General features: G+C 46.3%; 12 protein-coding genes. 9 read left to right on the top strand and 3 right to left on the bottom strand.

Features of this window, described 5'->3' with window-relative positions; all coding sequences use genetic code 11:
* The first annotated feature begins 193 nt into the window (after window positions 1-193).
* From ilvG to D1Z90_RS06025, 9 genes are all read left to right on the top strand, one after another.
* Window positions 194-1,843 carry an acetolactate synthase 2 catalytic subunit gene (gene ilvG / locus D1Z90_RS06065; RefSeq protein ID WP_119909854.1) on the top strand — a complete coding sequence of 550 codons (1,650 nt, stop codon included), beginning with the start codon at window positions 194-196 and terminating at the stop codon, window positions 1,841-1,843.
* Window positions 1,840-2,097 carry an acetolactate synthase 2 small subunit gene (gene ilvM / locus D1Z90_RS06060; RefSeq protein ID WP_119909853.1) on the top strand — a complete coding sequence of 86 codons (258 nt, stop codon included), beginning with the start codon at window positions 1,840-1,842 and terminating at the stop codon, window positions 2,095-2,097. The genes ilvG and ilvM overlap by 4 nt, the downstream gene beginning before the upstream one ends.
* A gap of 197 nt (window positions 2,098-2,294) precedes the next feature.
* Window positions 2,295-4,142, top strand: a complete 1,848-nt coding sequence (ilvD, locus tag D1Z90_RS06055) for a dihydroxy-acid dehydratase (RefSeq protein ID WP_119909852.1) — start codon at window positions 2,295-2,297, stop codon at window positions 4,140-4,142.
* 136 nt (window positions 4,143-4,278) lie between these two features.
* Window positions 4,279-5,817 (top strand): threonine ammonia-lyase, biosynthetic, encoded by a 1,539-nt coding sequence (gene ilvA / locus D1Z90_RS06050; RefSeq protein WP_119909851.1) that lies wholly within the window; start codon window positions 4,279-4,281, stop codon window positions 5,815-5,817.
* Window positions 5,818-5,819: 2 nt separating this feature from the next.
* Entirely contained in the window at window positions 5,820-6,887 is a 1,068-nt protein-coding gene (locus D1Z90_RS06045; RefSeq protein ID WP_119909850.1) for a potassium channel family protein, read from the top strand.
* A gap of 16 nt (window positions 6,888-6,903) precedes the next feature.
* Window positions 6,904-7,212 carry a thiosulfate sulfurtransferase GlpE gene (gene glpE / locus D1Z90_RS06040; RefSeq protein WP_119909849.1) on the top strand — a complete coding sequence of 103 codons (309 nt, stop codon included), beginning with the start codon at window positions 6,904-6,906 and terminating at the stop codon, window positions 7,210-7,212.
* A gap of 41 nt (window positions 7,213-7,253) precedes the next feature.
* On the top strand, window positions 7,254-8,096 hold the full coding sequence (gene glpG, locus D1Z90_RS06035; protein ID WP_119909848.1) for a rhomboid family intramembrane serine protease GlpG: 843 nt from the start codon (window positions 7,254-7,256) through the stop codon (window positions 8,094-8,096).
* A 443-nt stretch (window positions 8,097-8,539) separates the two neighbouring features.
* A complete protein-coding gene (locus tag D1Z90_RS06030; protein WP_119909847.1) occupies window positions 8,540-9,523 on the top strand; it encodes a carbohydrate kinase family protein in 984 nt (327 codons plus the stop codon).
* A gap of 12 nt (window positions 9,524-9,535) precedes the next feature.
* A complete protein-coding gene (locus D1Z90_RS06025) occupies window positions 9,536-10,720 on the top strand; it encodes an AGE family epimerase/isomerase (RefSeq protein WP_119909846.1) in 1,185 nt (394 codons plus the stop codon).
* Window positions 10,721-10,757: 37 nt separating this feature from the next.
* On the opposite strand, the gene mscS is transcribed toward D1Z90_RS06025, so the two are convergent.
* From mscS to dut, 3 genes are all read right to left on the bottom strand, one after another.
* Window positions 10,758-11,588 carry a small-conductance mechanosensitive channel MscS gene (gene mscS, locus D1Z90_RS06020; RefSeq protein ID WP_119909845.1) on the bottom strand — a complete coding sequence of 277 codons (831 nt, stop codon included), beginning with the start codon at window positions 11,586-11,588 and terminating at the stop codon, window positions 10,758-10,760.
* A 165-nt stretch (window positions 11,589-11,753) separates the two neighbouring features.
* Window positions 11,754-12,347, bottom strand: coding sequence for a nucleoid occlusion factor SlmA (gene slmA, locus D1Z90_RS06015; protein ID WP_119909844.1), 594 nt, complete (start codon window positions 12,345-12,347; stop codon window positions 11,754-11,756).
* Window positions 12,348-12,370: 23 nt separating this feature from the next.
* Window positions 12,371-12,826: a dUTP diphosphatase gene (gene dut, locus D1Z90_RS06010; RefSeq protein WP_119909843.1), complete on the bottom strand. Its 456-nt coding sequence runs from the start codon at window positions 12,824-12,826 to the stop codon at window positions 12,371-12,373.
* Between the last annotated feature and the right edge of the window lie 17 nt (window positions 12,827-12,843).

Raw genomic sequence — 12,843 nt, 5'->3', positions numbered from 1 at the left:
GTGTGCAGTTTTTGAAGTTTTTATTTGTTGAGTCCGAATGCTGACAACGATTTGCCGAATTATTCCCGTCCTGCTGGTGGTCTTATGGCCATCATACAGGGGCTTTTAGCTGGCAAACGGTCGTCGACTCAAACAAGCTAAACCCCCGTTGCTTAATCAGCCGGGGGTTTTTTTTTACTAGGAAGTGATAACTATGAATGGTGCCCATTTTGTTGTAAAGGCCTTACAGCAACAAGGAGTTGAACAAGTTTTTGGTTACCCGGGTGGTGCCATTATGCCGGTATACGACGCTTTATATGATTGTGGTGTTGACCACTTATTGTGTCGTCATGAACAAGGCGCAGCAATGGCTGCGATTGGTTATGCTCGCTCAACCGGTGGCGTTGGCGTATGTATCGCTACGTCTGGTCCTGGTGCCACTAACTTGATCACTGGCCTTGCAGATGCTTTGCTTGACTCGGTGCCAATTGTTGCTATTACAGGACAAGTAGCGACACCATTAATTGGCACAGATGCTTTCCAAGAAGTAGACGTATTGGGTATGTCCCTCTCTTGTACCAAGCACAGCTTTATGGTGCAAAATGCCGAAGAGCTTGGTTCTGTTATCACACAAGCGTTTGAAGTGGCTCGCTCTGGTCGCCCTGGTCCTGTGCTAGTGGATATTCCTAAAGATATTCAATTAGCCGAAATTGAACATGAGTGCATTAAGCACATGGTTGCTAAACCTGAAGCGCCGCAAGCAGATGAAATTGCCGCGGCGAAAGCTTTATTGGCTGCAGCAGAAAAACCCCTTCTATATGTTGGTGGTGGCGTTACTTTGGCGGATGCAGAAAGCCAACTACGTGACTTTTTAGCCGTCACTGAGATGCCAAGTATGACCACGTTAAAAGGCATTGGCACTATAGCTCCAGAACAAACAGGTTTTCTTGGCATGGTGGGCATGCACGGCACCAAAGCAGCAAACTTTGCTGTGCAAGAAGCTGACTTATTGGTTGTTGCAGGAGCGCGGTTTGATGACCGTGTCACCGGTAAGCTAGACGAATTTGCGGTCAATGCCAAAGTGATTCACTTGGACATCGACGCGGCTGAACTGGGTAAATTACGTCAACCTGACGTTGCCATTTCTGCTGACCTTAAGCAAGTATTGCCACAATTAGCACAAACCTTGTCTATTGCGCCTTGGCAAGCACATTGTACGCAAATGAAACAAGACTTCGGTTGGCGCTATGACCACCCTGGTGAAGCAATTTACGCGCCATTGTTGTTAAAGCAGCTTTCAGATTTAGCGCCTAAGCACACTGTGGTGACCTGCGACGTGGGCCAGCACCAAATGTGGGTAGCCCAACATATTGAATTTGATAGCCCAAAAGATCACTTGTCTAGCTCAGGTCTTGGCACTATGGGTTTTGGCGTGCCGGCAGCAGTGGGCGCGCAGGTTGCTCGACCTGAAGATATTGTGGTTGCGGTATCGGGTGATGGCTCTTTTATGATGAATGTGCAAGAGCTTGGCACCATTAAGCGTCGCAAACTACCGGTGAAAATCTTACTCATCGATAACCAACGTTTAGGCATGGTAAGACAGTGGCAGAAGCTGTTCTTTGAAGGACGTTATAGTGAAACTATTTTGACCGACAACCCAGACTTTGTGAATTTGGCGAAGTCATTTGATATTCCAGGCGAAACCATAGTAGTAAAAGAGCAAGTTGAGCCTGCATTACAACGGATGTTAAACAGTGAAGGCGCGTATTTATTGCATGTTGCCATCAGTGAAGAAGAAAATGTTTGGCCATTGGTTCCGCCAGGCGCTGCCAATGACAAAATGATGGAGGATTGCGAATCATGATACACCACCTAGAAATTACCACTCGTCACACGCCAGAAGTGCTGGAGCGAGTGCTTCGAGTCATTCGCCATCGTGGTTTTAGCGTGCAAACTCTACAGACCCAATTAGACGAAGCGAACGCACAAGTACACTTACAAGTCACCGTAGCCAGCACGCGTGCTTTGCCTCTACTTACCACGCAGTTAGCAAAGTTGGTCGACGTGAACAGCGTGACGGGGTTAAGCCAAGTCACCACAGAGCAAAAGCTCGCTTAAACCCATTTTAGCGGCGCGACGAATCTTATCGGTCAATGAACCGGCTCGGTCATAAGATTAGTTAAAGACAAACCGCGGCGCTTCGATTATGGTTATATGCCATTAAGAAGCGTCTTTGTCGCCACGCTTAATACATTAAAATAGCCAAGTACAACCTTGGTTATGCAGTCAATATATTTATTAATGAGAGTAATACTATGCCTAAGTATCGCAGTGCAACGTCTACCCACGGACGTAATATGGCGGGTGCCCGTGCCTTATGGCGCGCCACTGGTGTAAAAGATAACGATTTTGGCAAGCCAATTATTGCCGTAGCCAACTCTTTTACTCAGTTTGTACCTGGCCACGTTCACCTGAAAGATATGGGGCAATTGGTAGCGGGTGCGATTGAGGAAGCAGGCGGTATTGCCAAAGAATTTAACACTATCGCAGTAGACGATGGCATCGCGATGGGGCATGACGGTATGTTGTACAGCTTGCCATCACGCGAGCTTATTGCCGACTCAGTTGAATACATGGTCAATGCCCACTGTGCAGATGCCATCGTATGTATTTCTAACTGTGACAAAATTACTCCGGGAATGTTGATGGCGTCGATGCGTTTAAACATTCCTGTGATCTTCGTTTCTGGTGGCCCAATGGAAGCGGGTAAAACCAAGCTTTCAGAAGACATTATCAAGCTAGACTTGGTTGACGCCATGATTAAAGGTGCCGATCCAACGGTATCGGATGAAGAAAGTGAGCAAATTGAACGTAGCGCGTGCCCAACGTGTGGCTCTTGTTCTGGCATGTTTACCGCTAACTCAATGAACTGTTTGACTGAAGCGTTAGGTCTTTCTTTGCCTGGTAACGGCTCTATGCTGGCGACTCACGCCGATCGTGAGCAGTTATTCCTTACTGCGGGTAAGCGCATTGTAGAATTAACTAAGCGTTACTACGAGCAAGATGATGAGTCTGTGTTGCCTCGTGCCATTGCTTGTCGTGCATCATTTGAAAATGCGATGGCGTTAGACATTGCTATGGGCGGCTCTACTAACACCGTATTACACTTACTTGCTGCAGTACAAGAAGGCGAGATTGACTTTGATATGTCTGACATGGACGAAATGTCTCGTCGCATTCCACAGCTTTGTAAAGTCGCGCCATCAACGCCGCTTTACCACATGGAAGACGTTCACCGCGCCGGTGGTGTGATGGGTATTCTGGGTGAGCTAGACCGCGCCGGTTTATTAAATACCAACCAGCAAACTGTGTTAGGTATTACTATGGCGGAGCAGTTAGCTCAGTACGATATTACCGTGACAAACGACGAAGACGTGAAAAAATTCTACCGTGCGGGCCCTGCGGGCATTCGTACCACGGTGGCGTTTAGCCAAGCTTGTCGTTGGGATACCCTTGATGATGATCGTGCAAACGGTTGTATCCGTTCGATTGAAAACGCCTTTAGCTTAGAAGGTGGCCTGGCGGTATTAACAGGTAACGTTGCAGCAGATGGCTGTATTGTTAAAACGGCTGGTGTAACAGAAGATAACTTCTCTTTCCGCGGTCCTGCGCGCGTTTTTGAAAGCCAAGACACAGCGGTTAAAGGCATCTTAGGCGGTGAAGTATTAGCCGGTGAAGTAGTGGTTATTCGTTACGAAGGCCCTAAAGGTGGCCCTGGTATGCAAGAAATGCTGTACCCAACGACTTACTTGAAGTCGATGGGGTTAGGCGCTAAGTGTGCATTGATCACCGATGGTCGCTTCTCTGGTGGCACTTCTGGTTTATCTATCGGTCACGTTTCTCCTGAAGCGGCTTCAGGTGGTGAAATTGCTTTGGTTGAAAATGGCGACATTATCGACATTGATATTCCAACTCGTGCCATTAAGTTAGACGTGCCTGAAGCAGAGCTTGCCGCCCGTCGCGTTAAGATGGAAGCAAAAGGCAAAGATGCTTGGAAACCACTGAGCCGTGAGCGTAACGTTCCGTTGTCGCTGAAAATTTACGGTTCAATGGCACTGTCTGCTGACAAAGGTGCGGTGCGTGATAAATCGAAATTCGAATAATCGACTCAGTATCAGCTGTGATCCCTTTATCAGGGATCAATGATATGATTCAAAAAGGCCCTTTGTGGCCTTTTTTAGTTTTTGTTTTGGGTTAACGCCCAGGCTTGAAACGTGAATAATCAGATTGAGGTGCAACATGGCGCAAGCTGAATTATCGGCGGCGGAATACCTAAAGAAAATTTTACTGGCTCCCATTTATGACGCTGCAGTTGTCACTCGTCTACAGCCGATGAAAAAACTCGGGCAACGCTTAGGCAACCAAGTGCTGTTAAAACGAGAAGATGAGCAAGCGGTGCACTCATTTAAGTTGCGCGGCGCGTATAACAAACTGGCAAGTTTAAGTGCTGAACAAAAAGCACGTGGTGTGGTCGCCGCTTCGGCGGGTAATCATGCTCAAGGTGTCGCGATGTCGGCGGCTAAAATGGACATCAAAGCAACCATCGTCATGCCAACCACTACACCAGACATTAAGGTGACCTCGGTCAGAGCATTAGGCTCGAATGTTGTGCTGGTGGGTAATAGCTTTGATGAGGCCAGTCAGCACGCCAAAATGCTGGCGACTGAACACGGTTATACGTTGATCCCGCCGTTTGATGATGCCGAAGTGATTGCCGGGCAAGGTACGGTCGCCAAAGAATTGTTACAGCAAGAAAGCCAGTTGAGCCATATCTTTGTGCCGGTTGGCGGCGGCGGCTTGGCTGCGGGTGTGGCGGTATACGTTAAGCAGTTGATGCCAGAGACCAAAGTCATCGGGGTTGAGTCCGCAGATTCTGCATGTTTAAAAATTGCACTGGAAACGGGTCAACCTACTGCGCTGGAAAAAGTCGGTTTATTTGCAGATGGCGTGGCAGTGAAAACCATAGGCACAGAAACATTTCGTTTGTGCCAGCAATACCTCGATGAAGTGATAACGGTTAGTACCGACGAAATTTGTGCCGCGGTAAAAGATATCTTTGAAGATACCAGAGCGATTTCGGAGCCGTCTGGTGCGTTGGCACTGGCAGGTTTGAAAGCCTATTCTCAGCAACATGAGTTACAGGGACAATGCTTAGCCGCTATTTTAAGTGGTGCCAACGTCAACTTTCACAGTTTAAGGTATGTGTCTGAGCGCTGTGAATTAGGCGAGCAAAAAGAAGGCGTGTTAGCGGTGACTATCCCGGAAAAAAAGGGCGCTTTCTTAAACTTTATCAACATGTTAGGTGGCCGATCTATTACCGAGTTTAATTATCGTTATGCCAACGATTCGCAAGCCAATATTTTTGTCGGAGTGCGCATTCCTGGCGGGTTTGATGAGCTTCATCAATTAACCGACGCTTTGATGAATGACGGCTATCCGGTGCAAGACATCTCAGATAACGAAATGGCTAAATTGCACGTACGCTATATGGTGGGTGGACGGCCGCATAAAGTATTGCAAGAGTGCCTATTTAGCTTTGAGTTTCCAGAGCAACCAGGTGCATTGAGTAAGTTCTTACAAACCTTGGGCACCCGTTGGAATATTACGCTATTTCATTACCGTAACCATGGCGCCGCGTACGGCCGTGTACTGGCCGGTTTTGAGTTGCCAGCAGGTGAAAAACAGGAATTTAATCAGTACCTTGATAGGCTAGGGTTTGCTGCAAAAGAAGAAACTGACAACCCTGCGTATCAATTATTTCTGGCGCATAAGGGGTAAACATGCCAATTTTTCAACGTCTGGTTCACGTAGTGCAGCGGCTGACTGAAGATCTAAGTTGGTTTGGCTTATTTGGAATTTTACTGCTGCAAGTATCTACTAGTTGGGTGCTATTGTGGCTGTGTGGTGAAACCGAATTAATTCACCCAGACACCTTTATTTATTATTCCATGGTGGTGGTTTCTACCGTAGGGTTTGGTGATTTTAGTCCTGTGACAAGTGCAGGTAAATATGTGGTGGCGTTATATCAAATTCCTACTGGATTATTGGTTTTTGGCGCCTTAATCGGTAAATTCAGCCAATTAGCCTTGGCTATTTTAAGGAAAGGTATGAACGGCTTAGGTGATTACAGTGATTATCAAGACCATGTCTTGGTATTTGGTTGGAATGCAGATAAAACAGAGCAAGTCATTCAGTATATTCTGGCCGATAAAAAGCGTCTGCAGCGGAAAATAATACTGTGTGTGACGCGTGATATGCAGCATCCGTTTGCGGACAAATTTGGCATTGAATTTGCCAAGATGCGCTCATTTACTGAGCCGACAGAGTTAGCGCGAGTCGCAGCTAACAAAGCCGCTAGGATCATCATTGACGGGGAGCATGATGACGAAACGCTCACTACCGCGCTAGCCCTGGGTGCCGTGGCGGATAAAAATGCGAATATTTCAGCTTACTTTATTGATCAAAGTAAATCTAAGTTACTGAAATTACATTGTGACAACGTTGAATGTAGCAGTTCTCATCAAGCTGAAATGTTGGTAAGAAGCATGCAAGACCCGGGCTCCAGTCAAGTAGCTGAGCAATTATTTTCAGTGACTAAAGGTGCCACGCTTTATAGCATGGTCGTGCCAGAAAGTTATACAGGCGGAAATTTTGAATCACTTGCACAAGGTTTTCGACAACAATACAGGTGTACGGTGGTGGGGATTGCCAGTTATAAAAATGGTAACGGCATGCAGTTAAACCCCGCGAGCGATTTTCAAGTTAGCGCCGGGCAATATATTCATTACATCGCCGATGTTCGCTTATTGGCTACGGAAGTTGATTGGCCTAGCTTGGCTGTGAAGTAATTAAAAGGAAGTATTGATGGACCAATTTGAACACATTTCGGTAGTGGATACCGCAGAGTTGCTTGCTAAAGGTGAAGCTAAGATTGCGGATATCCGTGATCCGCAGTCATTCGAAGCAGGCCATATTGAAGGTGCGTTTCACCTTACCAATGACAGCCTGGTACAGTTTATGGACCAAGTGGATTTTGACACCCCAGTTGTTGTGGTGTGTTACCACGGTAATTCTAGCCAAGGCGCTGCGCAGTACTTATTAAACCAAGGCTATGATGCGGTTTATAGCATGGATGGCGGCATGGAGTTGTGGCGTCGTCAAATTGAAGCCTAGCGTGATATAGGTATCGCGGATAAGAAAATTAGGAGACAAGATTGCGCGAATTAGCGGTATTAGAAAACGTCCGAGCTGCCCAAGCTTACTTGGATTATATGCAAACCCAAGGCATTGCGTGCACTATGGAACGTGAGGAAGATGCTGCTCGAGTGTTTGTGGTTAATGACGACGATGCCGAGCAGGCGCTGACTGTTTTACGACACTTTGTGCAGCACCCTAATGATCCTAAATACCACCAAGCCAGTTGGGATTTAGGAAAAACTGACCGCGGCGATCTGAATTACCAAGGCGGCGGTTGGTTAATTGTTCGTAACTTTTTATTTCATGCCGGCCCATTAACCTTGGTGGTATTTGCGGCTTGCTTAGGCTTATATTTACTGATGAACATGGGCTTCTTTCGCCCAATTTATGAAGCTTTGAGCTTTTTCCCAAGTTTTGCTGATATGCAATCCATGCAAGTGTGGCGATTTTTTAGTCCCACCTTGCTGCATTTTAGCGTGCTGCACATAGTGTTTAACTTACTGTGGTGGTGGCACTTGGGTGGACTGATAGAAGATCGCAAAGGCTCAAACAAGCTGTTAACTTTGTTTATCATCGCTTCGATTTTGCCTAATACGGTGCAATTCATTATGGTGGGGCCTAACTTCGGTGGCTTATCTGGCGTAGTGTATGCTTTGGCCGGTTACGTCTGGTTAGCGGGTAAACGCGATCCTGAACAAGGCTTAGGACTACCAAACCCACTCATGGGCTTTATGCTGTTTTGGTTGGCATTAGGTTTTATGGACGTCATTGGTCCCTCAATGGCCAATTTAGTCCATTTATTCGGCCTAGCCGTGGGCTTATTGCTCGCGTTTTTAGATCACCCTAAACGCTCTGCTTAAGTCATATTGCCAACCAGTGCGTTGCTGGTTGGCTGTTTACCTAGCTTTTGATACTTGTGTCATCACACGTTGGAAAAAGCCGTTTGAACTCTTTGGCGCTCGGCTTAACCGCGCTTCAAGAGCAGTCAATTAGGCTCAACGCTTCTTTATTCCACTGCGTAGCCCCGTCGGTCTAACCTCCATTCATTTCGTCCCTCTGAGTCAAATACTATTATCCTTAAAGAATGTAAAAGGCTGCGCTTTTTGATGGCGAGTTTACCGTTAGGATAAATGCAGGTAAGCATGATTCATCGCCATATTCAGAGTGATTATCTTTCAATGACGATGAAAATTGATTTGTGTGGTTATTTATGTTTTTAAATTTGTTTATCGTGAATTATTTCACTTAATTTAAATGCTGGAGTGCTAGTATCTTTGGCATTCCTATTTTGGCTGGAGTTGTTATGGCAAGTTTGATCGCGTTTGGCGAAGTGTTGATTGATTGGATCCCGCTGCAAACCCAAGCATTTGGTGAGTTGGAAATTCCTGTGAAAGGGCAATTTCCCGGTGGTGCCCCTGCTAACGTAGCGGTTGCATTGGCACGTTTAGGGCAGGATGCCAAATTTGTAGGTGCTGTGGGTGAAGATGACGCGGGTATTTTTTTACGTAAGTGTTTACAGCAGTTTAAAGTTGATACGCAACATTTGCTGACGGATGCTGACCACCCTACGCCAATGGCATTTGTCAGCCTAGACGAGCACGGTGAGCGTTCATTTTCATTTTCTCGAAATAACAGTGCTGACCTACATTTTTCTGCTGATTACTTCACCTCTGAATTATTCAATGGCGAGGGCATTTTTCATATTTGCTCAAACACCTTAACCGATGAGCGTATTTTTGAGACGACCTTAACAGGGCTACACCAAGCTCGAAAATGTGGCTACATCAACAGTTTTGACGTCAATCTTCGATTGCCTTTATGGGCCGACACCAGTGCCCTTGTAAGTCGTGTGATGGACTGTATTTCTCACTGCGACATCATTAAGTTAAGTCTTGAAGAAGTTGAGTATTTAGCGGCCGAGCGCAGCTCTACCGAGTTTATTCAGGATTTGTTAAAGCTGGGACCAAGTATCATCCTGGTTACAGACGGGGGCAATCCGGTACAACTTTTCTCTAAGCAGTTGCAGCTTCAGCAAGCCACGCCTAAAGTCAATGTGGTTGATACTACAGGAGCAGGAGACGCGTTTATGGGCGGTTGGTTATACGGGCTATTGGCGCAAGCTATTACTTCTCGTCACGCTTTACAGTTAACTCTTAACGAACCAGAACAGTTACAACAAGCTATGCTCACTGCAGTAACTTGCGGCGGCTATGCGGTGAGCACTCAAGGTGCTTGGACCGCATTGCCTACCGTTGCTGACATGCCTAGCAATCTTAGACAAGCTTAATCAGGAGTGTATATGACCACGGTGCCTTTTCGCGACCCGCAATTTATTGATTCTCATATTCAACAGTTGACCGAGTTCTACCAAACGTATGCCATTGATAACCAAGGTGGGTTTTTTCAATCATTATTTCCCAACGGTCAGCACCAAGACGCAGGTAAAAAGCAGCTTGTGAGCTCCACCCGCTTAACCTGGGTATTCGCTACTGCGGGCAGGCATTATCAACGGCCAGAGTGGCTCGCCTTAGCCGAGCATGGTATGAAATATGTGGCAGAGCAACATTTTGATGCTACTCGTCAAGGCTTTAATTGGGTCATGGATGGACAACACCCAATAGAGCAAGACAATTATTGTTATGGCCTAGCCTTTGTGGTGCTGATGTACGCAGGGTGTCTTAAATCTGGGTTAGCAGGCGCTAAAGAAGGGCTGTATCAGGCGTTTGATATTATGGAGCAGCGCTTTTGGCAGCCGGAACATGGCTTGTATGCCGATCAAGCCAGCCCAGATTGGCTATCTCTAGACAGTTATCGTGGTCAAAATGCGAATATGCACGCTTGTGAAGCTATGATTGCTGCGTATGAGGCAAGCCAAGATAGTCAGTTTTTACAACGCGCGATTACGATTGCTGACAACATCTGTCGTCGCCAAACAGCCACCACCAATGGCTTGATTTGGGAGCATTACAACCAAAATTGGCAAGTGGACTGGGAATACAACAAAAACGATCCGAAAAACTTATATAAACCGTGGGGTTTTCAGCCTGGTCACTTGACCGAATGGGCCAAGCTACTGTTACAGATAAATAAACACAGCCAGTTAGATTGGTTGGTCACCAGTGCCGAACACTTGTTTCAACAAGCTTGGCAGTTTGCTTGGGACGAGCAATATGGCGGTTTGGTGTATGGTTTTGACCCGGATGGAAAAGTCTGTGATGACGATAAGTATTTCTGGGTACAAGCCGAATCATTGGCGGCTGCGGCTATGTTGGCGAAGGTAACAGGCAATGAACAATACTGGCAGCACTATGATCAACTATGGCAGTACAGTTGGCAGCACTTTTGTGGTGAAAAACATCAACCATGGTGGCGCGTATTGACCCGAGATAATCAAGTTGCCGACCAGCTGATTGCTAGCCCAGGGGCAAAAATAGACTATCACACCATAGGTGCCTGCTTTGAAGTACTGAATGCGATAGCCTAACTAATACAGCCCTAGTTGGGCTGTATCTTCTTTACCTTTACGCCACTTTGTTGACGTGTACATCCATTTGTGGAAATGGGATCTCAATGCTTGCCTCATCCAAACCAATTTTAATGGCTTTGTGCAGGGCAAAATAAACGTCCCAGTAATCGGCCGTTTTCACCCATGGGCGGACCACGAAGTTGACTGAAGAGTCGGCCAGCGCCACCACTTCGATGGTTGGAGCAGGGTCTTTCAGTACACGCTCGTCAGCTTTAACAATGCGTGTTAATACTTCTTGAGTTTGTTTTAAATCCGCGTTGTAACTCACGCCCACGACCATGTCGATACGGCGAGTGGGCATCTTAGAGTAGTTGATGATGTTACCACCAAGCACTGCTGCGTTGGGTGCAACGACTACTTTGTTGTCTGGCGTAGTAAGCACGGTCGAGAAGATTTGAATCGAGTCAACACTGCCCGCGGCACCCGCAATTTCAACGTAGTCACCGGCTTTGAATGGGCGAAATAGTATTAACAATACGCCAGAGGCAAAGTTAGACAATGAGCCTTGTAGCGCTAAGCCAATGGCTAAACCGGCTGCACCAATAACCGCGACAAATGACGCAGTTTGTACGCCCACACGGCCCAAAGCTGCAATAATTACAAAGGCCAAAACGCCGTAACGCACTAGACCTGAAACGAAATCGACGATGGTTTTGTCAAGGTTTTTTGCCTTTAAGACTTTACCAAAACCATTGGAGATCATGCCGGCGGCGATAAAGCCGAAAAACAAAATAAGCACAGCTGCGCCAATGTTGACTGCGTATTCAATCAGTAATGCTTGGTTGTTTTGTAGCCAAGTGCCTGACTCTTGTATTATTTCATCCATAAATTAGCCCTTAGTAAGGTCAAAGTGGTAGTGATTCATATTAGCTTAATATGAGGGATTCGTGATTTGCCCATATACTAGCTGAAAAGTGTGTAGAAACAATAGGCAACTTGTTTCGTTGCCTATTGTTCATTTCATAAGGGTTATGAAGTAAAGCGAGGAGAATTAGCTATGCAGCAGTTGATTGCGAATAAAGCTCCACTGGGCGTCAAAGTCGGCGGTCGGCTTTTGCTTGAATTCGGTACGAACAAATTGATTCACTTTACCTTCAGCAAAGGCCAAAAGTAGATTCGCCAGTGCGCCTTCATCCAAATTAAAACCTTGGCCTTCACGCAGTTTCTTTTCTCTGAGTACCTGTTTTATCTGCGTTTCTAGCTTTTCGAATAAACCTTGAATACGACTGCGTAAACGATCATTTTCACCCAATAATGCATCACCGGTTAAAATCCGAGTGATGCCAGGGTTGCGTTCGGTAAAACTTAAAATTAAATGCAAGATGTGATGAATACGGTTAAAAGTATCCTTCTCTTCTTCCAAAATCAGGTTAATACGTGAGAGTAAAGATTCTTCTATAAACTCGATTAACCCCTCAAACATACGCGCTTTACTGGGGAAGTGGCGATATAGCGCTGCTTCCGATACACCCACTTGCTTGGCAAGTTTAGCGGTTGTAATGCGTTGCCCTGGCGCGGTTTCTAGCATTTGCGCCAAACATTGTAAGATTTGTTCTTTACGATTTACTTTACTGTTCGCTGGCATGGCGTTTCCTTATACCAAAGAGCTTAGTGGCTGCCTGAATGGCCAAAACCACCTTCGCCACGCTCGCTGCTGGCAAACTCTTCAACTAATTCAAATTCTGCTTGCACTACAGGCACAAAAACTAACTGTGCGATACGTTCACCTTGCGTAATGGTGAATGTTGTGTCGCCACGGTTCCAACAAGACACCATGAGTTGCCCCTGGTAATCTGAATCAATCAGGCCGACCAAATTGCCCAACACGATGCCATGTTTGTGGCCTAAACCTGAGCGCGGCAAAATGGTAGCAGCCAAGCTAGGGTCGTTAATGTAGATAGCAATACCTGTCGGGATCAGCTGAGTTTCACCAGGTTTAAGCTCGAGGTCTTGATCAATGCAAGCCCTCAAATCCAGCCCCGCTGAGCCTGGGGTTGCGTAGGTGGGTAATGGCAGCTCATTGCCAATACGTGGGTCGAGAATTTTTAGTTCGATCTTTTTCATTGAATAGGTCTTTCTTT

Origin of the sequence: Motilimonas pumila (genome assembly GCF_003596335.1) — a bacterium.
Taxonomy (GTDB): domain Bacteria; phylum Pseudomonadota; class Gammaproteobacteria; order Enterobacterales; family CBDFNC01; genus Motilimonas; species Motilimonas pumila.
The sequence above is the reverse complement of the archived record's forward strand: the minus strand, read 5'-3'. Positions and strand labels throughout refer to the sequence as shown.